A 20,361-nucleotide genomic window follows, 5' to 3' on the forward strand; every position below is an offset into this window, starting at 1 on the left:
TAACTGTGCGAAAGTAGTAGCGGCGACACTGGAACTAAAAGCGTGTTTCATTAGTTAATGCTTGTAATCAAAACACGGGAGAAGGGCATGCGAAGACTTCTTCGACTGGGAGCGCCGGCTTTTGCGCTGGCATTAGGGACTTTCATCACGCCAGCTTCGGCTTCACTCGAGATTACGAGCGACTATTCCGCCCTGCCGCAGGACGAGATGGCGATGAACGAATATACCGGTTCGGTGTCCTGCACCGCGCCGACGACGCAATATGTGCCATCCTTCATCCGGTCTTTTGACGGCACCATTATCGGCGTCGGGTACCTCGAGGTGCAGAGCGACGGTCGCTGCTGATCGTTTGCTCGTCCGTCTCGGAATCCGATGAAATAGGGTAGGAAGATCGCGCTCCCCAGGCCGGAGACCGATCAACTTTTCTGGTTGTGAGTTGTGCGTTGCAGCACATTGCGTTAGCTTCCGCGAAGCTGAGCCTCAACCAGAAGGATACCCTATGATCATTGAGAGCAAGCGGATCGGATGCCTCGACGGGCTGCGCGGACTGGCCGCACTCTGGGTCCTCCTAGGTCACAGCCTGCAACTGACGGGTTGGCACCTTCCGATCCTGTCGTCGCCGGATTTGGGCGTCGACCTCTTCATTATGCTGTCCGGCTTTCTGATGGTCTTTCACTATCGGTTACGCGAGAGCGCCAACCCCTGGGAGAAGCCATCCACCTGGTTCGGCTTCTGGCTGAAGCGCTTTTTCCGAATTGCGCCACTCTACTACGTGATGCTGTGCATCGCCCTGTTGCTGGGGCCGCAGCTCTATGCGAGCCGCATGGTCATTGACACCTTCCTATCCCACGGTCCGCAATTGCCGGAGCGCTATCTGGACGGTAGCCTGCGCAACCTTCTCATCCACGCGAGCTTCCTCTTCGGACTGCATCCGGCCTATGCGTTCCGCACACCACTGCCCGATTGGAGTCTTGGTTTGGAGATGCAGTTCTATGCGGTCTTTCCGCTGGCGATGCTGCTCTTGAGGAAAGCCAGATGGCTGCCCGGCGCCGCCCTGATTGCGCTTGGCGGTTTCGTAGTCGCCAAGGCCGTGCAGGCCGCCCACATCGATTTTCCGATGCCGTCTTTCCTGCCGCTGAAGATGCATGTCTTCCTGTGCGGCATGCTGATCGCCAACGGATTGTTCGTGACGCCGCGGCAAACCGTCATGAATGGCCTGCTTGCCGTCATGCTGGTCATGATTCCGATCGGCGGCGACATGACCTCGACGAAGGTCGCCGTCCGCCTGCTTCTGGTCGTCGGCTTCTTCGTGCTGGTGCATTATCATTTGTTGCCAGGTCTGGTCGGAAAGCTCGGCGATCGCGTCTCATCGCTGATGGGAAATCACTTCTGCCATTGGCTCGGCGAGCTCTCGTTCGGCGTCTATCTGATTCACCTGCTTTTGCTCCAGCCGCTCGCAGCATTCGTCATAACGCATTTCGGGGCTGAGATTTCCGCGCCGGCGCGCTTTGCGATCTTGGTCGCCGCCCTGCTGCCATTGGCCTATGCGCTGGCATATCTCGGCTTCACCCGCATCGAGGGGCCGGGCCAGACGCTTGGGCGCAAGGTGCTGGAAATAATCCGGAGACGGCGCCTGAAGCCGGCCTGACGCATCGGCTTATCGCAATCGAGGCTCGTCTGCTTTCGCTGAGGGTGACGAGCCTCTGACCATCATCATGATGGCTGCACACTTTCTATTGAGGGACGTGCCTTGATGGCAATGAGGTTAATCGCGCTCCCAACAGCAAGCGCTGCCGAGGGTTAAACAAAAATAAACCATTGCCCTGTTCCGGGACAGGTTGTCGACGATCTGCCGGCGATTGGCGGATCAAGGCCCGATCAGTTGACCTTCAGCTTGGCTTCTTCCGCGGCCGCTACGAATTCCGCGCGTGCCTCCTCGATCGTCTTTCGACCATCAAGGGCGGCTCTGCAAGTGCTTCTTGCCTTCAGATAATGCAACCCGCGACTGCTCGGCCACAGGTCTGCCAGGCATTTCAGCGCGTCCATAGGGCCGACGATCGTGCGTGCGCCCGTATTTTCAAACCCCACATGAATAGGATTATTCCACTTCTCGCTGGCCATAGGCGCATTCTCCGTTGCTTACGCCAAAATGTGCAAGTCAGCCTTCGCGTTCCCCCAGAAGGCCCGTACTGAGTGTATTTTAGCGATATTTTCGGAGCCCGCAAACAGGAAAACCGGGTGCTGGTTGATCTCGGTATCCACCGGCACCGTCCCCCAGACCGCAGATCTTTTGAGTGCCGTGGGAGGTTGTCTCTTTTTTAGCCGGCAGATCGGCTAAGCGCACTTTTAACTGGCTGAAAACAACGCTTTGTGCAACCATGGAAAGCTCAACGTCAGTCGCCCTCTGTTAGCGTTGGAGATCGGTGATGCAGGACCTCAAGAACGTTCTGAATGCTGAATGCCAGAAGTATGTTTCTATGGTCATATCCATGCGGCGCGGCAACCAGCGATGGCTCGAACGGGATGCTGCCACGGGCTCGAACGTAGACGTGACCGATGCAAAGCTAGCGGCCTTTGAGGAAACCGTCCGGACGCTGAGGCAGATGATCCAGGACCTCGATGAGTCCGACTATACGCTGTGCCGTCCGACGAAGGATTGGCACTTCGACGCCTGAGGCCGGACCAGGGCATTCTCTTCGAGCCGATGACTCGGCAGTGCTTTCCCGCGAGTCCTATCGGAAATTCTAAAGCGATTGCGGATCATAGACGCAGGCATAGTCGAGAACGCACTGTTTTCCGGTGGCATCTGGCAGGTTGGTTGTGTCCCGTTGGTCGCCGGGGCCACATTTGGCCGGCGGATAACGGAAGCTCCGGCCTCCGATGCCGACGCGCACGAAAAGCTTTTTCTCCTGGCGAATGATTTGCGTGATCTCAGAGCAGGTATGCTCACGGGCATTGATCTGCGTCACCGCGCCGGCAAAGGAGACAGCAAAAGCGCAGCCCCTAGGACCACATTTTTCATGAACGCCTCCTGGTTGCTGACAGTTAAACAGCGCACGCAGAGCGATTCAATTGAAATCTCAGGGCATTGCGTAGCTCCGCTGGCGGGAGAGGCGTTCTTTCGCAGCCGAGATTCACAGGTTGCCGAGGCGCGGCAATAATGAGTGTCCAGTCACACGCTACCCGTCTTGTTTTTGTTGAGTTTCCGTGTGCCGGCTCTGGACACCACCGTTAAGATGCACTTAAGCCTACTTGTTCTTCAGTAGCCATACCTTCCCGGCCATTGTTATCCCGTAGACGTCTTTCGAAGCGTTATCGTCGAGATGCCGCCGCTCCAGCAAGCCAGGCGCCTTTAGCTCATCCAGAACTTTGGCTGTTACGGACTTCACTTTCAGAGGCCGTTCCTTCCAGCGGTCCGTCTTTGCGTAGGTTACCGTCGCATTCTGGTGCGTCCATTTGTTCGATGGCTGAAGATACAGGTCTCCGTCCCGAGCGAGTTTCAGTGCGGCAATCTGCGATGGCGTAAGCTCGATCATGTTAGGAAACCTATTTGTCTTCTGTCTCGTGAGAACGTGACGGGAACATGCCGCACGGATTTTCTGTGCAATTCGTGGTCTGTTCCACACTTTCACGTCGTTTCGCGCGCCTCTCGGTCGCTGACGTCCACGCTCTTCTATCTGATTTTCCTAGAGAAAACTGGTGCTGCCGAGTGGGATTGAACCACCGACCTCACCCTTACCAAGGGTGTGCTCTACCACTGAGCTACGGCAGCAAGGACCAGACGCGCAACCGAACCGGCTGCATTGCGTGAACGGGGGGCCTATTGCCACAGCTTCATGATAAGCGCAAGCCGCAATTTCCATCTTTGTAGAGATTGAGGCCGGCCCACTTTTGGATTGGCGCGAATTCGGCTAAGTCTGGGCGATGACCGAAAACACCAAAAAAGGCCAGAAGAGCCGCAAGACCGAGATCGAACGCCAGGCAAAACTGCGTCGCGAGCGGGCCGCCGAAAAGCTCCGAGAAAATTTGTCCCGCCGCAAACAGCAGACCCGTGCGCGTCGATCGGGGCAGGCGGATGAGACGGATGGCCTGCCTGCCGCAAAAATGGACGAATCATAATGTTCGGTTCACGGCGAATTGAAGCCCCCGCTAATTTCGTCTAAACACCCGCATCTTTTTATAGACAGCCTTTCAGAAAGGCGGGCATCGCCCGTAAGCGCACATGGATCGTATTAGAATTGTCGGCGGTAATGAGCTTAACGGCATCATTCCGATTTCCGGCGCCAAGAATGCCGCCCTGCCGCTGATGATCGCCTCGCTGCTTACCAGCGATACACTGACGCTTGAGAACGTACCGCATCTGGCCGATGTCGAGCTGCTGATGCGCATCCTCGGCAATCACGGCGTCGATGTTGCCGTCAACGGCCGTCGCGAGCGTCAGGAAGACGCGTACTCGCGCACCATCCACTTCACCTGCCGCACCATTGTCGATACCACCGCTCCCTATGAGCTGGTGTCCAAGATGCGCGCCTCCTTCTGGGTCATCGGCCCGCTGCTGGCGCGCGAAGGCCAGTGCCGCGTCTCGCTGCCGGGCGGCTGCGCCATCGGCACGCGTCCGGTCGACCTGTTCCTCGACGGCCTGACCGCGCTCGGCGCGAACCTCGAGATCGACGGCGGCTATATCAATGCGACGGCGCCGAAGGGCGGTCTGATCGGCGCCCGCTACACCTTCCCGAAGGTATCCGTCGGTGCGACTCACGTCATGATGATGGCCGCAACGCTTGCCCGCGGCACGACCGTCATTGGCAACGCCGCCCGCGAACCGGAGGTCGTCGACCTCGCCAACTGCCTCATTGCCATGGGCGCCAAGATCTCCGGCGCCGGCACCAGCACGATTACGATCGAGGGCGTCTCGTCGCTTTCCGGCGCGCGCCATCGCGTCCTGCCCGATCGCATCGAGACCGGCACTTATGCCATGGCCGTCGCCATGGCCGGCGGCGATGTCACTCTTGAGCACACGGATATCGCGCTTCTCGACACGGCCCTTGAAACGCTCCGCCGCGCCGGTGCCCAAATCTCGCCGACCAGCAACGGAATGCGCATCCGCCGCAATGGCGTCGGCATCAAGCCGGTGGATATCGTCACCGATCCCTTCCCGGGCTTCCCCACCGACCTGCAGGCGCAATTCATGGCGCTAATGACGCGTTCGACCGGCATCTCGCATGTCACCGAGACGATTTTCGAAAACCGCTTCATGCATGTGCAGGAACTAGCGCGCCTGGGCGCGAAGATCTCGCTGTCTGGCCAGACGGCGAAGATCGAAGGCGTTCCGCGGCTGAAGGGTGCGCCCGTCATGGCGACCGACCTGCGCGCCTCCGTCTCGCTCGTCATCGCCGGCCTTGCCGCCGAAGGCGAGACGATGGTGTCCCGTGTCTATCACCTCGATCGCGGCTTTGAGCGCCTGGAAGAAAAGCTCACCCGCTGCGGCGCCATCGTCGAGCGTGTGAGCGAATAACGAAAGGGCGCTTCTTAGCCCTTCGATATGGTTGCGCATTGTCCTGTCGCGCCTTATGTCCGTTGTCTGACGCATCGCCATTCCGGCGATGTATTGGCGATGGGGTATTGCCTGAATGACCGACCTGAAGCTGGTAGCGCTCGATAGCGAAGATCTTGCCGTCGTCTCCGCGCATTTGCAGGATAGCGTCTTCAAGGTCGCCGATCTGGCCTGGTCGCCGCGCGAAGGTCAGTTCTCGGTCGCCGTCAACCGCTTCGTGTGGGAAGAAGCCGGCAAGAAGCGCAGGGGGTTCGAACGCCGCCGCGCAGCTGTCGTCTTCAAGCGTGTACTTGCGGTTCGCTCCACCGGCATCGATCGCGAGAACCGCGACGCGGTACTGTCGCTGCTTGCTATCCGCTTCGAGCAGAAGGGCGAGGGGCCGGAGGGAACGGTCGAGCTGGCGCTGTCAGGCACGGCAAGTGTTGCGCTCGATGTCGAATGCATCGAGGTTCAGCTTGCGGATATCGGCGGAGCGTGGGAAACCGCATCCAAGCCGCGCCATCCCGGCGCCTGAGAACTGGTTGTTCTGTAATCAAAGAGGAATATCGCATTGGCAATCTGGCTGGATCAGGCATCGGAAGGCTTCGAGCAACGGTTTGCCACCTTCCTGACGACCAAGCGCGAAGTCTCCGAGGATGTGAATACGGCAGTCCGCGCCATCATCGATGACGTCAGGGCGCGCGGCGACGCGGCGCTTGCCGAATATTCGAAGAAGTTCGACGGGATCGATTTTGCCGTAACGCCCATGCGTGTGACGGAAGCCGAGATCGATGCAGCGGTCGAAGCTGTGCCGGCCGAAGTGCTTGGCGCGCTGAAGGTCGCGGCCGTGCGGATCGAATCGCATCATCGCCGCCAGTTGCCGAAGGACGATATCTATGAGGACGACATGGGCGTCGGCCTCGGGTCTCGCTGGACGGCGATCGAGGCGGTCGGCCTTTATGTGCCTGGCGGCACGGCTAGCTATCCGAGTTCGGTGCTGATGAATGCCGTGCCGGCCAAAGTTGCCGGCGTCGACCGCATCGTCATTGTCGTTCCCGCAACCGGCGGCGTGGTCAATCCGGCCGTGCTTGCAGCCGCCAAACTCGCGGGCGTCACCGAGATCTACCGGCTCGGCGGTGCGCAGGCCGTCGCTGCCCTTGCCTACGGCACCGAAACCATTGCGCCGGTCGCCAAGATCACCGGCCCGGGCAACGCCTATGTGGCAGCCGCCAAGCGCCAGGTTTTCGGCACCGTCGGCATCGACATGATCGCCGGTCCCTCGGAAGTGCTTGTCATCGCCGACAAGGATAACAATCCGGACTGGGTGGCGGCCGATCTTCTGGCGCAAGCCGAGCACGATGCGAGCGCGCAGGCGATCCTCGCGACTGAGGATGCCGAGTTCGCACGGTCCGTGGAAGCAGCGGTCGAGCGGCAGTTGAAACTGCTCAATCGGGCCGAAACCGCTGCCGCAAGCTGGCGCGACTTTGGAGCGATCATTCTCGTGAAGTCGCTCAAGGACGCGATTCCGCTGTCAAACCGGATCGCGCCCGAACACCTGGAGCTCGCCGTTGCCGATCCGGACGCGCTGCTGCCTCGCATCCGCAATGCCGGCGCGATCTTCATGGGCGCCCATACGCCTGAAGTGATCGGTGACTATGTCGGCGGCTCGAACCACGTTCTGCCGACGGCCCGCTCGGCCCGGTTCTCCTCCGGTCTCTCAGTGCTCGATTTCGTCAAGCGCACCTCGATCCTGCGCCTCGGCCCCGAGCAACTTCGCACGCTCGGTCCCGCCGCCATCGCACTGGCCGTTTCCGAAGGACTGGACGCACACGCACGGTCGGTAGCGATCCGCCTGAACCTGGAAGGGTGACAGATGGCAACGGGCGACTTTCGGCTTTGCGACGTCGTCCTTGACGACAGCATCGGCAGAGCGACGCCCGACGTCGAACACGAGCGCGCGGTCGCCATCTTCGATCTTGTCGAGGAAAACAGCTTTACGCCCGTGGGGCATTCCGGTGGGCCGTACCGGCTGAATATCTCGCTGGTCGACTCCAAGCTGGTTTTCGCGATCACGACGGAGGACGGAGGCGCCGTCGCCACCCACATCCTGTCCTTGACCCCGTTTCGCCGCATCGTGAAGGATTATTTCCTGATCTGTGAAAGCTACTACGAGGCAATCCGCTCAGCCTCGCCGAGCCGCATCGAGGCGATCGACATGGGGCGGCGCGGCATTCACAATGAGGGCTCGCAGACGCTGAGGGACCGCCTGAACGGCAAGATCGAGATCGATTTCGATACCGCACGCCGGCTGTTCACGCTGGTTTGCGTGCTCTACTGGCGCGGTTGAGGCCGATGGAAGCGCCAGTCGACGCAGGCGAAGGAAAAAGGCCGGGCGCCATCCTGTTCATGTGCGGCATGAACTGCATTCGCTCCCCCATGGCCGAGGTGATCGCCCGCAGCATGCTGCCTGCGAACGTCTATATCAGATCCGCCGGCGTCCGTTCGGGGGAGCGGGACCCCTTCGTCGATGTTGCGCTTGAGGAGATCGGCCTTTCTCTTGGTCGGCATCATCCGCATACGCTGGAAGAACTGGAAGATGATTACTTCGACCTGATCATCTCGCTCTCGCCGCAAGCGCACCATGCAGCGCTAGAACTGACCCGGTCGAAAGCCATCGAAGTCGTCTATTGGCCGACCATCGATCCGACCGTTGTTCAGGGCACGCGAGAGCAGATTCTGAACAGCTACCGGCAAGTCCGCGATCATCTGACCGAACTGATCGAGAGCCGGCTGGTTAGAAGAAACATCATTGCCGCGCACTCGGCGTGAAACAAATGACGGAAACGCGATCAATTAGGTTCACAAACCCTCGTTGATTGTGTAGTTTCCGCCCAAAATTTTGGGCGGCCGCCGCCGTCATCTCAACCCACAGGAAGAAAACCTCTATATGCCTAAAGAAGAAGTCCTCGAATTTCCGGGTATTGTGACCGAGCTTCTGCCGAACGCAACGTTCCGCGTAAAGCTCGAAAACGAACACGAGATCATCGCTCACACTGCTGGCCGCATGCGCAAGAACCGCATCCGCGTTCTGGCCGGCGACAAGGTTCTCGTTGAAATGACGCCCTACGACCTGACCAAGGGCCGCATCACCTACCGCTTCAAGTAGGCCTGCATACAAGGCTTGAAAGGCCGCTTTCTCCGTCTTCCGGTGGTCGAGGTTCCATGGCGCTGAAATACAAGCTCATTCTGGCTTCCGGCTCGCCCCGCCGCGTTGATCTGCTCAATCAGGCAGGGATCGAGCCTTCGCGTCTCATGCCGATGGATATCGACGAGACGCCGAAAAAGTCTGAGCACCCGCGCTCACTCGCCCGGCGCCTGTCGACGGAAAAGGCCGAGGCAGCACTTGCCGCCATCAAGGGCGACATGACGTGGAAGGGCAGTTACATCCTGTCAGCCGATACCGTCGTCGCTGTCGGACGCCGCATTCTTGGCAAGGCCGAGTTCGCGGATGAGGCGTCAGCCTCATTGTATCTCTTGTCCGGGCGCAGCCACTGGGTCTATACCGGCGTCTGCCTGGTGACGCCCGACCGCAAGATCCGCCAGAAGATTGTCGAGACGAAGGTTCGCTTCAAGCGCCTTTCCGGTTTCGAGATCGAGAACTACCTTGCATCGGGGCAGTGGCGCGGCAAGGCTGGCGCCTACGGTATCCAGGGCCTGGCCGGAACATTTGTGCAGAAGATGGTCGGCTCCTACACCAACGTTGTTGGGTTGCCGCTTTATGAAACCATCCTTTTGCTGACCGGCGAAGGCTTTGACGTGCATAGCCGGTGGGCCGAGGGCTGATCCTCGAAGGAACCGCTGATGTCTGACGAAAACAAGACCGCCAAGGTCGAGCCGCTGCGCAAGACGCGGCCCTGCCCGGAATGCGGCAAGCCGTCCAACCGCGAACACTACCCGTTTTGCTCGAACCGCTGCCGCGACCTCGATCTTTCGCGCTGGCTCTCCGGCTCATACGCCATCCCCGTTGCCGACGACGAGGCGAAGGCGGATTACAATGATGAGGAATAGGTCCGTTTTTCCACGGGCGAAGCCATTAAATTCGTTGATGAATTTGGAAAATTCCAAGGCTTCTCAAAAAACTGTCATTTGGCGCTTGCCATGTCCGGACAAGATGCTATAACCCCGCTCGCTTCCGGGGCGAACCAAGGCCCCTCGGTTCTTTCCCAGGAAAGAATGTCTGCGAAGCGGGTTAGCCCAGATAGCTCAGTTGGTAGAGCAGCGGATTGAAAATCCGCGTGTCGCTGGTTCGATTCCGGCTCTGGGCACCATTTTAAGCCATTGTTACACCTAGTGTTTTTCATGTTTTCTCACCTTTTGCTTATTTGAGTTTGACACTTTCAGACTCCGGATTTGACAACTTTCGTTTTTCGTTTGTTCAGTTCGGCCTCAAAATCGGCGACGGCGGATGTCGTGCGCGTCGTCATGTTGGCACGCCGGGAATAGTGCTTCGCCATTGCTTCCGTGGCGTGGCCGAGCACCAGGGCGATTGTTCCATGGTCCTTGCCCATCTCCGCGAGAATGGTTGCAACTGTGTGCCGAAGACCCTTCAACGTTAGCCCGGGCTGGATCAAACCTTCCGCCTCAAGCTTTCCTTTAAGTCTGCTCCAGTTCGTGCTGAACCCATTGTAGGTCCAGGGTTGGCCTCTGCTATTGGCACACAGCGTCAAGGCATCATGCTTCGGTGCACGCGCAATCGCCTCAGCGACAGGCTCGAAGAGAGGCAGGTAGATTGGCTGGCCAGTCTTGTTGCGGCGTGTATCGAGCCCGGCTTGCGTAATGGCCATCCTCGGCAGTTCCAGCGCGTCCTGCGGATCGAGCGCATAAAACATCATGAGGGCGACCGGCAGCAGCATGTGAGGTGGCAGCGCTGCGAGAACGGTTTCACGCTCAGCGTCGGTCCATGGTCGGTTAGCGTCGGGAAGGGCCTTGGGGCGTCGGGCGGGCTTTACCTTGGCCGCAGGATTGTCCTTTGTGAAGCCATACTCAATTCCCCAGTCGAAGATCACTGAAAGGACGGAGCGTACGTAATTAGCAAAGCGAAACTTGCGTTTCTCCAAGGCCTTGTCCCGGATCTTTGCTATAAATGGAGGCCTGAACCGGTCCAGTGGCGTGTCGTTAATCGCCTGAAGATAGTCGAAACATTTCTGATAGTCGGCGCGCGTTCGAGGAGCCAGCTCGGCGCGGAACCTGACGCTTTCGCGGTATTTCTTAATCAGCATTCCCAGTGTACCGGGTTTGGCCTCCTTTTCATTCCGCAGTTCGTTGATGCGGTGAATCTCCATGTCGAACGCCAAGGTGTATGGCTCGAACCTTCGGCAGTCGATCTTCTCCCGTGTCTTGCGGTGATAACAGCGCCAGTCGCCGTCGTGGTCCCTGAAAATCTGCCAACCCGCGTATTTGTTCGGGCGTCGAACCCGAGGCTTCCTCATCCGAGGCGCTCCAGGATTTCTGCGTCTGTATCCGCGTTTCCGGCTTTGATCAGGTCGAGCCACCGATCAAGGTCGTGGATGTCGTAACGCTCTTCGCTTTCGGGCATAGCGACCGGCTTGACGGAGCAAATCCTCGGGAAACGCCTCAAAGGTAAGCCGACATAGTCCGCTGCCTGTTTTATGGACATCATTCGCGGCTGAACGACGCGAATATTCAACATAGCATTCGCCATTGTCCTGCTCCTACCACTGACACGGGAAAACTGGGAAATGTGTTCTGGAGGCCTTGAGAACCGCGCGATCGAACCGGCCGGAGGTTGGACTGCCCACCGCTCGTGCGTGCCTTTTCCCATTCCGAGGCCAGCAACGCTTCGCCGACTAGAGCCCGACCATCAGATGCCTGTATTTAATTTCATTCTGAATTTGGCTGGCACGATTGCACCTTTCTCAATTTGACCGTGCTGCGGATCCGAGGCAATTTGCGCCGCGGCTCTTCAAGCGTTTTCATAGGTTTCAAAGAAGATTGATTTCGGAGCCGAGTAAACTGACAAGTCTGCGAGTCGAAGTTGGGGTCGAATTCGATGTGAATCCTTGATTGGGGCTGCACGAGAACGAATGGGCGAAGCATGCGCGACGAAGATGCCGGCAATACCGCCGAATTGAAAACAACGTTGACGCGCGCAGAAATGCATCAACTTGTTTGGTCCGTGCCAATGAACATTCTTGCGGAGCGACACCTGGTCCTTGGTGTCGCTCGTCTCGGCCGGGCTTGGCATCGGCTTTGTCCCGGAATGGACGCGTGAATTTCCGAACCGCGCCTTCGAGCTGAAGAAGGTCAGAGGCATCGACTTCCGGATCGGGCTGGGGGTTGCCTGGAACCGAGAAGATCCGACCGCCTCGCGCGACGACATCGTCGATATCGCCCGTTCGCCGATCCTTGGTTGGCCTGCCTGCTGTTGAACATCCCTTCTGCCGCCCGCGCCTCGCGTCCTGCGCCGGCTTTTGGTCCTGCCGGGCTCGCGCTGGCCCGCAACAGCGTTGCCGTCCTCCACTCCGTTGCGGCCCTATCGGGTGCGTGCCAGCGCTGAAGGCCCGGCATTCGGACCGCCGTAGCAGGTCGCGATGGTCGCGACCTCGAACGGAGGTTTAAACATGACGAGGCAGCCGACAAAGCAACGATCCGATCTCTACAGAAGCATCACCGACAAGATCATCGCCGAACTCGAACAGGGTGTCAGACCCTGGATGCAGCCCTGGAGCACGGCTTGTGCGAGCGACCGGATCACCCGGCCGCTGCGCCACAATGGCGAGCCCTATTCCGGAATCAACGTCCTCATCCTCTGGTCGGAAGCGATTGCCCGTGGCTTTACCTCGGCCACCTGGATGACATTTCGTCAGGCCCGCGAATTCGGGGCGGCGGTGCGTAAGGGCGAGACCGGCACGACCGTCGTCTTTGCCAGCTCCTTCCTGCGGGCCGAAACCAGCGAGACCGGCGAGGCGGTTGCGCACAGCATCCCGTTTCTGAAAGCCTACACCGTCTTCAACACCGACCAGATCGACGGACTGGGCGAGCGCTTCCGACCAGTTGTGCCGGCTCCAGATCCGATTGCCCGCATCGGCCATGCCGACCGCTTCTTTGCCAATACCGGCGCCCTGATCCGGCACGGCGGCTCGTCAGCCTACTATGCGCCGGCCCGCGATCATATCCAGATGCCGGCCTTCGAAGCCTTCCGGGACGCACAATCCTACGTCGCCATCTTAAGTCATGAGCTGACCCACTGGACGGCAGCCCCGCATCGTCTCGCTCGTGACCTCAGCCGTTATGCCAAGGACAACAGCGAACGTGCCCGCGAGGAACTGATCGCCGAGCTCGGCAGTTGCTTCCTCTGCGCCGATCTCGGCGTTGTTCCGGAACTCGAACCACGGCCCGACCATGCGAGCTATCTCGCCTCCTGGCTCAAAGTGCTCTCAAGCGAACCGCAGGCGATCTTTACCGCCGCCAGTCAGGCGCAGCGCGCCGTCAGCTACCTGCACTATCTCCAGCCTGAAGGGGAGGCGGCGTGAGCCGTCTTCTCCTCTCAATGGAACCACTCGCCGCAAAAGGCCGGCACCGGGTCAGCCTCAGGCTCTAACGTTGGGTCGATAGCCACGAGAACGCTTTTGGGCAAGAAGAGTCAGAAGGAGAGCGACGGCTTCTTTCTCGCTGTTGAAGAGGTGCACCCTCTGCTGGCCGCGTCTTCCGATGCGCCCCCAACTGCGGGTAAGCGACACATCACCAAAGAGGGTCGGCTCGATCGACAACTGATAGAATCGAGCCATGTTTCTCTTGAAGTCGGTGATCTCAATATGGAGGTGGTAGGGCTGTGCGATCATGACGGAAGGATCGCAAAGTCCTGTCAGAGGCGTCCAACGACTTTTCTGAATCGGTCGGTCCTGACCGATTCATGTTGGTTATGGCCGTCGCTGTTACCGCTTCTTTCGACCGGGCAGGGAAGCGAACTTCGTCGGGCGTCAGGAGATGGAAAGGTCGGACTTTTCGGAATCAAGAGCACGGGCTGCCGAATGGAAGACCACGGTCGCCCGGCCACTGCGCATCATATTGGCGGCGGCGTTTTTGATTTGACGGGCATAGATCATAACGCCGTGCCGCCATCCTTCAGCGATTGGTCTTCACCGTGTGGCTTCAGAAGATCGTCGACAATTCCCGGTCGCCCTCGCGACTGAGGAACTTCGGTAACGCGCGTTGGACCCATTCGAGAAGGGGTCGCGAAGATGATGCGCGGTCGCCATTCTCCAATCGATGCAGCACCAGTGCTCCGATCAGGACCTTTCGGCGTGTATCGATCGCCCGCTCCTCTTTGCTGAGGCGCAACAGTAACGTCTTCTTTCTAGCCTCGAGCTGGGCAAGTCGTTCGCTAATTGTCGTGCCTGTCACGATGATCATCTCCGCTTGCGCTTTCACCCGAGCGTTTGGGCCAACTGGCCCTCGCAGGTTGCACGGCAACGAAGCTGGCTTAGGGGGTGTGCTCCGGCAACTCGCATATGTGCGGGTAGCAGCACGCGGTCGAAAGCCTAAAAATAGAACGCGGACGTTGCCGCATGGTCCCACCGGGACCCGAAGAGACCAAGGCGATGAGGGTACAAGGGCGCACTTACGGGTTGCTTCACAACCCACGGCGCAGATGCCGGATCTGGATGGGCAATAGATCGAATGGCGATCTATCATTTGAGCATGAAACCTGTGGCACGCAGCGGTGGTCGCAGCGCCGTGGCTGCTGCCGCCTACCGATCCGCGACAAGGATTGAAAATCAGCGTGACGGGCTCGTTCATGATTTCCGCGCCAAGCAGGGTGTTGAGCACACGGAGATCGTCATTCCGGAGGGTGTGGCTGCCGCATGGGCGAGGGACCGTTCGGTATTGTGGAACGCGGCGGAGTTCGCCGAGACACGCAAAGACGCGCGTGTTGCCCGCGAATTTGAGATTGCACTTCCGCATGAGCTGTCTTCGACCCAGCGTGTCGATCTGGCGCGAGAGTTCGCGCAAGGGCTCGCCAATCGCTATGGCACCGCAGTGGATTTCGCGGTGCATCAGCCGCATGTTGATGGTGACGTCCGCAACTACCATGCGCATGTACTGATGACTACGCGACTGGTTGGGTCAGAGGGGCTTGAAAGCAAGACGCATATCGAGCGGGCCAACAAGGAACTTTTACCGAAGGGGCTGCCAACCTCGCAAATGCAGCTACGCGATATCCGCCAATCTTTCGAGCAGACGGCGAACGAGCATCTGGCGCGAGCCGGTCTGGACGTCAGGATTGATCATCATAGCCATTTAGAACGCGGGCTTGAGATCGAGCCGACTGAACACATGGGCGTGCATGCAACGCAGATGGAGCGGCAGGGCAAGCCGGTCAATCGGCGGCGGCTGGATGAGGAGCCTGCCGGGCGTAACGCCGAGCTCATCCGGGAAAAGCCGGAGCAGGTGCTTTCGCTCATCAGCAATGAGAAGAGCGTGTTCGACCGGCGCGATATCGCCCGGACGCTGCATCGCTACGTCAACGACGATATTCGGGAGTTCCAGAGCGCTTTTGCCAAGGTCATGGCCTCGCCCTCGCTGGTGGTATTGCAGCCTGAGCGGATCGATGCAGCCACCGGCGAGACTGAGCTGGCGCGGTATTCGACCCGTGAAATGGTCGAGATTGAAAGCGCCGTGGCCGATCGCGCGGAGGTCATGAAGAATGCACGGAGCCATGGCGTCGATCGTCGTCACGTCGATCGGTCGATAGAGAAGCAGGATGCGGCGATACGTGCAAGCGTCTCCAAAGACACTGCCGGAAAGGTGAAGCGCGGCGAGCAGGACGGATTGGAGCGGGAACGGCAGATTGCGGCGGCGCGGCTGTCCCACGAGCAGCGGGCGGCGATCGAGCATATCACCGGGGCAGGGCGGATTGCGGCGGTCGTCGGTTTCGCCGGAGTTGGCAAGTCCACCATGCTTGCGGCCGCGCGCGAGGCGTGGGAGGCCCAGGGCTACACCGTCCACGGCGCGGCACTGTCGGGGAAGGCGGCCGAGGGCCTGGAGGAAGCATCCGGCATCCAGAGCCGGACGCTGGCGTCGTGGGAATATCGCTGGCAGTCACAGGGTGACGGCAACGTCAGCTGCGACCAACCCGGCCGTAGCGACGTCTTTGTGATCGACGAGGCGGGGATGATCGGGAGCCGGCAGCTTGCTCGCTTCATCAAGGCGGTGGACGAGCGCGGGGCGAAGATCGTACTTGTTGGCGATCATGAGCAGCTGCAGGCGATCGGAGCCGGTGCACCGTTCCGGGCCATTGCCGAGCAGATCGGTCACGCCGAACTCTCCGAAATCCGTCGTCAGCGTGTCGATTGGCAGCGGGAGGCGTCGGTGGCCTTTGCGACGCACCGGACGACCGAGGGGCTTTCCGCCTACCGCGACCATGGCGACATTCGGCTGAGTGAGACGCGGGACGAGGCACGAGCCGAAATGGTGAGCGATTACCTGGCCGATCGCGAAGCGCGACCGGCGGGAACGCGTGTGGCGATGGCGCATCGGCGGGCCGATGTTCGGGCTATCAATGACGCGATCAGATCTGCTCTGAGGGAGCGTGGCGAGTTGGCAAACAGCTGCGGGCTGACCCAGGGCGAACAGGGCAACGTGCCTGACGAAGGGCATGGGCCCTTCGGACGCGAGCTGACGTTCCAGACCAATGACGGCAAACGATCGTTCGCGCCGGGTGACCGCATAGTGTTTCTTGAGAACAGCCGTGATCTTGGTGTCAAGAACGGGATGCTTGGCACAGTCGACAGTGTTGAAGCCGGCCAGATCGTGGCAACACTCGACGGGACTGGCGACAGAATCGGCGTGGCGACGGACGAATACCGAGCATTCGACCATGGCTATGCAACGACGATTCACAAGAACCAGGGTGCGACTGTGGACCGTGCCTATGTAATGGCGTCGGGGTCGATGGACCGGCACCTGACCTATGTCGCCATGACCCGCCATCGCGACAGTGTACGGCTCTATGCCGACAGGCAAGAGTTTGGCGCTCGCAACGCCGGCCGGCTGGTCGAGCACGGCCACGCTCCGTATCAACACGATGCCAAGAACCGGGCCAGCTATTTCGGGACAGTGGAAAACGACAAAGGCCAGAAACACACGGTTTGGGGCGTGGACCTTGAGCGGGCGATGGCCGAAGCTCAAGCTGAACTCGGCACGAACATCGGCCTTGAACATCGCGGATCGGATACGGTGCGGCTTCCGCATGGTATGCTCGTTGAGCGGAACGCGTGGAAGATTCATAGCGCCGATGAGCTGACCTACGCCCAACTGGAACACCGCCTCAGCCGGTCGGGGGTGAAGGAAACGACCCTTGACTACACGCGCGACTTTGCCGAGCGGCGAGGGATCGCGGAGCAATTGGGGGCCCGGAGTGAGATCGAAATTCGGGGCGAGTGTGCCGAGCTACGTCCGGAGTGGGAGTCGAAGGCCGAGGATCACAGGTTTCTGCGCGGATCCGCATACAAAGTTGGCACGGATATTAAACGAGAAGAATCTGCACGAAATCTGGTGCGCGATCACAAGAATCATGACGTGGCCAGGGAAGGTCTGCAGAAAGCCCCAACTCAGAAGCGCAGCATATTCGCCGGCCTCAAGCTCAGTGTAGGCCGAGGAGCAGCTTTAGAGCGCGGGACAGCCTCGAAAACGCAGCGGCCGGAAAGGGAAGAGGGCTTGCGCTCTTCTGGTCGCGATCAGGAAGCTTCGGCGGCGCATCGGCTGGCGGACCGGGCGCGGCCCTTGTCGGCCTTCGAACAGGCCGTTGACCATTATGCGCAGGCCTTTAGCGCGGCCGACAAGCAGATACGCGAGAACTTGCCCGTCCTTGAAACCCAGAAGCAGGAACTGCGCATCGCGGGCCAGCAGCTCGACCGGGCGCGGCCTGGATCGCACGAACTGATCCGGTCCGCCCTACAACATGATCCGAAGACGGTTGAGGCGATAACGGAGCTTTCCGGCCGCGCGCGTGTCGGTGAGCTTGTCGGCGGTATGGATCGGGAGCGATTGGCATTGGCCGATCCGAGCGTCCGGGCCGAACGGTTCGTGCAGCGCTGGCACGAACTGCAGGGCGAGCGCCGGCAACTTCAAGGTTGGCAGCATGATGAGGCCCGCCAGAAGGTCGAGGGCGAGATGCGCGGCATGGTGAAGGGCCTTGAGCGCGACGCGCAGGTAGAATCCGTCCTGCGCAATCGAAGCCAGGACCTTGGAATTCGCCATATGCGGCAGGATCAGACCATTGCCCGTGAGATGGAACGGCAGCTGTCCCAGAGCCGCAGCCGGGGCCTCGGGCTGGAACGATAGGAAGGAGACGGCATGGCCGATCGACTGGAGGGCGCCAAGCCCGATGAACAAGACGAAGCCGGCGATCCGGCCCAGGCGTTCGATACGCTACGGCGGACGGTCGAAGATCTCCTTGGCGATCTCACGCGCGAAATGACGACGATTCGAAAGGGTGTGGAGGCTGCCTTCGAGAAATTCCAGCAGCCGATCGATTACGGTCCTGATCTTGGTCGCATCGTCCAGCAGCTCGCCGTTGTCGGGCAGCATCTAGAAGCGGTCGAAAAGACGCCGGCGCTAAGGAATGATCCCGATCACTATGCGCGTGCGCTCGAGAACGCCGCGGAGCGGGTTTCGGGCAATGCGGCGCGGATGATCGAAGCGCGAGGACAGAGCCTCGAGCGCGTGTCGAGCGCGCTTGGGGGCTACGTCAGGAATGCCCGCCTGCGCCGGGATCAAAATTGGTGGGTATGTAGTGCGGGTGTCGCCGGCCTGGTCGCCGGCATGCTGTTGACGCTGTTCCTGCCGCGCGCGCTTCCCGGATCGGTCGATATGGCCGTTGCGTCGACAGTGATGAACGCTGATCGTTGGCACGCCGGCATCTCTTTAACGCAGTCGGCGAACGCCAGAGGATGGCGCAGCATTGTCGATGCGAGCAACCTTGTGAGCGCCAACCGGGAAGTGCTAACCGCGTGTACGGAGATGGCTGCCAAGGCAAAGAAAGATCAGCGTTGCACGATCACGGTGGCCGTGCCGGAGAAATAGAGCACGCGAACAAGTTTCCGTTCGGCGCGTCTAAGCTCCGCGCCTGAACCAGTCTACTTGAAGGCCGCCACCGCCGCGTAGGCTCCAGATCATATCCGCCGTTGTTGCCTATCCAGGTGGTTAGAAGGTTATGCGATAAACTCTTTAAAACGTGCCCTTAGAATTTGGTCCCGTTTCCGAATGCTGTAGGCGTCGTTGCTGGTACGGGCCATCAGCTCATATTCGGGCGTGACCTCTTGCATTCGCACAGAAAGGGCATCGGACGGAGGTTCATTCGAAAGGCTACCGTGTCGAGTTTGGATTGCAACTGAACGCCGATCAGCAGGCGGTCCGTCAAAGCCGGTCCGGTCGTGCCACAGGATATAGGTCAATGAGACTGACCCAAAGGCAACGTATTGGCCAAAAAGGCAAAATAGTATGGCAATCGACAGCTGACCGCCATCTAGGAGCCGGGGAAAGCCCGTGCCCTTGCGGTATGGCTGGCGATAAAGTGGCATAGGGTGGTCTTCCCGGCCCAGCAGACCTTCTTTGATGTCGCCAGCTATTCATGACGCCCTCCGAACGTTGTTATCTCGAGGGTCTTCATTTGCGATGCGGCCTCGACGGCGGCCGAAGAAGGCTATCCAATTGAGAGTGTCGGGGCTTGCATCATCCGGCGGCCAATAGCCGGGCAACGCGTAGCCTGCTTTCCCGGTTCTCACCGTCCGGACACCCAAGTCTTCAAGCGATGGGATGCCGTGATGACGTAACCAAATGCGCCATTGTTGAACCTGAACCGCCTTTGTTTCTGCAACGAAAACGAGCGGGATGGCTCGCCGCGTCTCGACGCGCGGCGGGGCGTCCTCGCGCGGGTTAGGTTTATTTATTTTTTCTTTCTCTGGGTTTGGCGGACATATCTGTCTCCCTTTGCCGGACACATCTGACCGCCTTGCTGGACCAATCTGACCGCCTTTGCCAGAGCAAAGGGTGACAATCTTGTCCGTCTTTTCGCGGGCCTCCGATGCGCGTAAAATCGACGCCGCTGAGGGACGATATTCCGTGTTGTGCCCGATGCCATTTCCGCGCTGGACCTCGAACCATCCTTTAGTCTCAAGTTCACGGACGGCGCGCTGAATGGTTTTGACGCTCCGGCCGGTCGCGTCGGCAATCGTTTGATAGGACGGCCACGCCTTTTCGGTGTGGCCGTTTAAATGCGTGGTGACGACGTAGAGCGCCACGGACCGCGCATTGTCGCTCACGTCCTTGTCGCAGCTCAAATGCTGAAGCCATTGCAGCTTCACATCTCGAAACGGCAGCGCTCCACTCATCCGCGCCTCCCGACATATGGCAAGCGCGCGGTGCATAACTGGCGACGCTCGGACCTACTCCTCGGTCGCTTACCGCACCGACCTGTCACCAATGAATCCCCAGAAGGTTGGGCAGGAGGGTTTGACAGGGTTGCCATAAGTAGTTGATTTGGGGGAGACGGTTTGACCTCATTTTTAAAGTAAGCCATTGAAGTCGCGACAATAAATGCGGATTGAAAATCCGCGTGTCGCTGGTTCGATTCCGGCTCTGGGCACCACTTTTTAACGGTCCGTTCTGGACACATAGGTTACGTTTTATTCCTGAGACATAGGTGACACTTTTGGACCGAAAGGGTTCGGCAAAGGTTCAAGCCTGCATGTCTCATCATCGAAGTATCCCAGATCGTAGTCCATAAAGCTTGTCAGCGAGATATG

Annotated in this window: 23 protein-coding genes, 3 tRNA genes and 1 pseudogene; 18 read left to right on the forward strand and 9 right to left on the reverse strand. The window is 59.5% G+C overall.

From position 1 onward, the window contains the following. Window positions 1-87: 87 nt before the first annotated feature. The gene (locus tag AC1DPR_RS22025) at window positions 88-345 is read left to right on the forward strand and encodes a hypothetical protein (RefSeq protein WP_477817166.1); all 258 of its coding nucleotides are present in this window, start codon (window positions 88-90) and stop codon (window positions 343-345) included. A gap of 154 nt (window positions 346-499) precedes the next feature. Further along, window positions 500-1,648 carry an acyltransferase family protein gene (locus tag AC1DPR_RS22030; protein WP_477817167.1) on the forward strand — a complete coding sequence of 383 codons (1,149 nt, stop codon included), beginning with the start codon at window positions 500-502 and terminating at the stop codon, window positions 1,646-1,648. Between the two features lie 230 nt (window positions 1,649-1,878). On the opposite strand, the gene AC1DPR_RS22035 is transcribed toward AC1DPR_RS22030, so the two are convergent. Next, window positions 1,879-2,121 (reverse strand): DUF982 domain-containing protein, encoded by a 243-nt coding sequence (locus AC1DPR_RS22035; protein ID WP_018858558.1) that lies wholly within the window; start codon window positions 2,119-2,121, stop codon window positions 1,879-1,881. Between the two features lie 305 nt (window positions 2,122-2,426). Between AC1DPR_RS22035 and AC1DPR_RS22040 the strand changes: the two genes are divergently transcribed. Further along, window positions 2,427-2,675 carry a hypothetical protein gene (locus tag AC1DPR_RS22040; protein ID WP_018858557.1) on the forward strand — a complete coding sequence of 83 codons (249 nt, stop codon included), beginning with the start codon at window positions 2,427-2,429 and terminating at the stop codon, window positions 2,673-2,675. A 69-nt stretch (window positions 2,676-2,744) separates the two neighbouring features. On the opposite strand, the gene AC1DPR_RS22045 is transcribed toward AC1DPR_RS22040, so the two are convergent. From AC1DPR_RS22045 to AC1DPR_RS22055, 3 genes are all read right to left on the reverse strand, one after another. Further along, on the reverse strand, window positions 2,745-2,969 hold the full coding sequence (locus AC1DPR_RS22045; RefSeq protein WP_409564087.1) for a hypothetical protein: 225 nt from the start codon (window positions 2,967-2,969) through the stop codon (window positions 2,745-2,747). Window positions 2,970-3,248: 279 nt separating this feature from the next. Continuing rightward, window positions 3,249-3,536 (reverse strand): hypothetical protein, encoded by a 288-nt coding sequence (locus AC1DPR_RS22050; RefSeq protein ID WP_477817168.1) that lies wholly within the window; start codon window positions 3,534-3,536, stop codon window positions 3,249-3,251. Between the two features lie 161 nt (window positions 3,537-3,697). Beyond that, window positions 3,698-3,772 (reverse strand) — tRNA-Thr (locus tag AC1DPR_RS22055). Between the two features lie 152 nt (window positions 3,773-3,924). Between AC1DPR_RS22055 and AC1DPR_RS22060 the strand changes: the two genes are divergently transcribed. From AC1DPR_RS22060 to AC1DPR_RS22105, 10 genes are all read left to right on the forward strand, one after another. Continuing rightward, window positions 3,925-4,119 carry a hypothetical protein gene (locus AC1DPR_RS22060; protein ID WP_018858554.1) on the forward strand — a complete coding sequence of 65 codons (195 nt, stop codon included), beginning with the start codon at window positions 3,925-3,927 and terminating at the stop codon, window positions 4,117-4,119. Window positions 4,120-4,222: 103 nt separating this feature from the next. Further along, a complete protein-coding gene (gene murA / locus AC1DPR_RS22065) occupies window positions 4,223-5,515 on the forward strand; it encodes a UDP-N-acetylglucosamine 1-carboxyvinyltransferase (protein WP_477817169.1) in 1,293 nt (430 codons plus the stop codon). Between the two features lie 115 nt (window positions 5,516-5,630). Beyond that, window positions 5,631-6,068 (forward strand): DUF2948 family protein, encoded by a 438-nt coding sequence (locus AC1DPR_RS22070; protein WP_018858552.1) that lies wholly within the window; start codon window positions 5,631-5,633, stop codon window positions 6,066-6,068. A gap of 36 nt (window positions 6,069-6,104) precedes the next feature. Next, a complete protein-coding gene (gene hisD, locus AC1DPR_RS22075; protein WP_477817170.1) occupies window positions 6,105-7,403 on the forward strand; it encodes a histidinol dehydrogenase in 1,299 nt (432 codons plus the stop codon). Between the two features lie 3 nt (window positions 7,404-7,406). Continuing rightward, window positions 7,407-7,880: a UPF0262 family protein gene (locus AC1DPR_RS22080; protein ID WP_018858550.1), complete on the forward strand. Its 474-nt coding sequence runs from the start codon at window positions 7,407-7,409 to the stop codon at window positions 7,878-7,880. Between the two features lie 5 nt (window positions 7,881-7,885). Further along, a complete protein-coding gene (locus AC1DPR_RS22085) occupies window positions 7,886-8,362 on the forward strand; it encodes an arsenate-mycothiol transferase ArsC (protein WP_018858549.1) in 477 nt (158 codons plus the stop codon). Between the two features lie 118 nt (window positions 8,363-8,480). Further along, entirely contained in the window at window positions 8,481-8,699 is a 219-nt protein-coding gene (gene infA, locus AC1DPR_RS22090; RefSeq protein ID WP_003545338.1) for a translation initiation factor IF-1, read from the forward strand. Between the two features lie 56 nt (window positions 8,700-8,755). After that, the gene (locus AC1DPR_RS22095) at window positions 8,756-9,376 is read left to right on the forward strand and encodes a Maf-like protein (RefSeq protein ID WP_018858548.1); all 621 of its coding nucleotides are present in this window, start codon (window positions 8,756-8,758) and stop codon (window positions 9,374-9,376) included. Between the two features lie 18 nt (window positions 9,377-9,394). After that, complete coding sequence (gene yacG, locus AC1DPR_RS22100) at window positions 9,395-9,601, forward strand: DNA gyrase inhibitor YacG (protein ID WP_018858547.1); 207 nt, start codon at window positions 9,395-9,397, stop codon at window positions 9,599-9,601. 184 nt (window positions 9,602-9,785) lie between these two features. Then, window positions 9,786-9,861 (forward strand) — tRNA-Phe (locus AC1DPR_RS22105). Between the two features lie 69 nt (window positions 9,862-9,930). Here the strand turns inward: AC1DPR_RS22105 and AC1DPR_RS22110 are convergent. Continuing rightward, window positions 9,931-11,022 carry a tyrosine-type recombinase/integrase gene (locus tag AC1DPR_RS22110; protein ID WP_477817171.1) on the reverse strand — a complete coding sequence of 364 codons (1,092 nt, stop codon included), beginning with the start codon at window positions 11,020-11,022 and terminating at the stop codon, window positions 9,931-9,933. Next, a complete protein-coding gene (locus tag AC1DPR_RS22115; RefSeq protein WP_018858545.1) occupies window positions 11,019-11,255 on the reverse strand; it encodes a hypothetical protein in 237 nt (78 codons plus the stop codon). Before AC1DPR_RS22115 ends, AC1DPR_RS22110 begins: the two co-directional genes overlap by 4 nt. A 499-nt stretch (window positions 11,256-11,754) precedes the next feature. Between AC1DPR_RS22115 and AC1DPR_RS22120 the strand changes: the two are divergent. Further along, window positions 11,755-11,982, forward strand: a pseudogene (locus AC1DPR_RS22120) (hypothetical protein); the annotation flags it as partial. Between the two features lie 192 nt (window positions 11,983-12,174). Continuing rightward, entirely contained in the window at window positions 12,175-13,086 is a 912-nt protein-coding gene (locus tag AC1DPR_RS22125) for a zincin-like metallopeptidase domain-containing protein (protein WP_113113395.1), read from the forward strand. Window positions 13,087-13,143: 57 nt separating this feature from the next. Here the strand turns inward: AC1DPR_RS22125 and AC1DPR_RS22130 are convergent, their stop codons facing one another. After that, window positions 13,144-13,395, reverse strand: coding sequence for a WGR domain-containing protein (locus AC1DPR_RS22130; protein ID WP_018858542.1), 252 nt, complete (start codon window positions 13,393-13,395; stop codon window positions 13,144-13,146). Between the two features lie 310 nt (window positions 13,396-13,705). Beyond that, on the reverse strand, window positions 13,706-13,966 hold the full coding sequence (locus AC1DPR_RS22135; protein ID WP_477817172.1) for a mobilization protein: 261 nt from the start codon (window positions 13,964-13,966) through the stop codon (window positions 13,706-13,708). Between the two features lie 267 nt (window positions 13,967-14,233). Here AC1DPR_RS22135 and traA point away from each other — a divergent pair, with 267 nt between their 5' ends. Continuing rightward, the gene (traA, locus tag AC1DPR_RS22140) at window positions 14,234-17,899 is read left to right on the forward strand and encodes a Ti-type conjugative transfer relaxase TraA (protein WP_477817173.1); all 3,666 of its coding nucleotides are present in this window, start codon (window positions 14,234-14,236) and stop codon (window positions 17,897-17,899) included. A 12-nt stretch (window positions 17,900-17,911) separates the two neighbouring features. After that, window positions 17,912-18,640 carry a DUF6118 family protein gene (locus AC1DPR_RS22145; protein ID WP_477817174.1) on the forward strand — a complete coding sequence of 243 codons (729 nt, stop codon included), beginning with the start codon at window positions 17,912-17,914 and terminating at the stop codon, window positions 18,638-18,640. A gap of 545 nt (window positions 18,641-19,185) precedes the next feature. Here AC1DPR_RS22145 and AC1DPR_RS22150 read toward each other — a convergent pair. Beyond that, a complete protein-coding gene (locus AC1DPR_RS22150) occupies window positions 19,186-19,947 on the reverse strand; it encodes a helix-turn-helix domain-containing protein (RefSeq protein WP_477817175.1) in 762 nt (253 codons plus the stop codon). 139 nt (window positions 19,948-20,086) lie between these two features. Here AC1DPR_RS22150 and AC1DPR_RS22155 point away from each other — a divergent pair. Further along, a tRNA-OTHER gene (locus tag AC1DPR_RS22155) sits at window positions 20,087-20,204 on the forward strand. The last annotated feature ends 157 nt before the right edge of the window (window positions 20,205-20,361 follow it).

The sequence above is a fragment of the Rhizobium sp. 01T417 genome (assembly GCF_056398905.1).

Coding starts and splice junctions, on each gene's coding strand:
- AC1DPR_RS22025 (WP_477817166.1), top strand. CDS start 88: ATGCGAAGACTTCTTCGACTGGGAGCGCCGGCTTTTGCGCTGGCATTA.
- AC1DPR_RS22030 (WP_477817167.1), top strand. CDS start 500: ATGATCATTGAGAGCAAGCGGATCGGATGCCTCGACGGGCTGCGCGGA.
- AC1DPR_RS22035 (WP_018858558.1), bottom strand. CDS start 2,121: ATGGCCAGCGAGAAGTGGAATAATCCTATTCATGTGGGGTTTGAAAAT.
- AC1DPR_RS22040 (WP_018858557.1), top strand. CDS start 2,427: ATGCAGGACCTCAAGAACGTTCTGAATGCTGAATGCCAGAAGTATGTT.
- AC1DPR_RS22050 (WP_477817168.1), bottom strand. CDS start 3,536: ATGATCGAGCTTACGCCATCGCAGATTGCCGCACTGAAACTCGCTCGG.
- AC1DPR_RS22060 (WP_018858554.1), top strand. CDS start 3,925: ATGACCGAAAACACCAAAAAAGGCCAGAAGAGCCGCAAGACCGAGATC.
- murA (WP_477817169.1), top strand. CDS start 4,223: ATGGATCGTATTAGAATTGTCGGCGGTAATGAGCTTAACGGCATCATT.
- AC1DPR_RS22070 (WP_018858552.1), top strand. CDS start 5,631: ATGACCGACCTGAAGCTGGTAGCGCTCGATAGCGAAGATCTTGCCGTC.
- AC1DPR_RS22080 (WP_018858550.1), top strand. CDS start 7,407: ATGGCAACGGGCGACTTTCGGCTTTGCGACGTCGTCCTTGACGACAGC.
- AC1DPR_RS22085 (WP_018858549.1), top strand. CDS start 7,886: ATGGAAGCGCCAGTCGACGCAGGCGAAGGAAAAAGGCCGGGCGCCATC.
- infA (WP_003545338.1), top strand. CDS start 8,481: ATGCCTAAAGAAGAAGTCCTCGAATTTCCGGGTATTGTGACCGAGCTT.
- AC1DPR_RS22095 (WP_018858548.1), top strand. CDS start 8,756: ATGGCGCTGAAATACAAGCTCATTCTGGCTTCCGGCTCGCCCCGCCGC.
- yacG (WP_018858547.1), top strand. CDS start 9,395: ATGTCTGACGAAAACAAGACCGCCAAGGTCGAGCCGCTGCGCAAGACG.
- AC1DPR_RS22110 (WP_477817171.1), bottom strand. CDS start 11,022: ATGAGGAAGCCTCGGGTTCGACGCCCGAACAAATACGCGGGTTGGCAG.
- AC1DPR_RS22115 (WP_018858545.1), bottom strand. CDS start 11,255: ATGGCGAATGCTATGTTGAATATTCGCGTCGTTCAGCCGCGAATGATG.
- AC1DPR_RS22125 (WP_113113395.1), top strand. CDS start 12,175: ATGACGAGGCAGCCGACAAAGCAACGATCCGATCTCTACAGAAGCATC.
- AC1DPR_RS22130 (WP_018858542.1), bottom strand. CDS start 13,395: ATGATCGCACAGCCCTACCACCTCCATATTGAGATCACCGACTTCAAG.
- AC1DPR_RS22135 (WP_477817172.1), bottom strand. CDS start 13,966: ATGATCATCGTGACAGGCACGACAATTAGCGAACGACTTGCCCAGCTC.
- traA (WP_477817173.1), top strand. CDS start 14,234: ATGGCGATCTATCATTTGAGCATGAAACCTGTGGCACGCAGCGGTGGT.
- AC1DPR_RS22145 (WP_477817174.1), top strand. CDS start 17,912: ATGGCCGATCGACTGGAGGGCGCCAAGCCCGATGAACAAGACGAAGCC.
- AC1DPR_RS22150 (WP_477817175.1), bottom strand. CDS start 19,947: ATGAGTGGAGCGCTGCCGTTTCGAGATGTGAAGCTGCAATGGCTTCAG.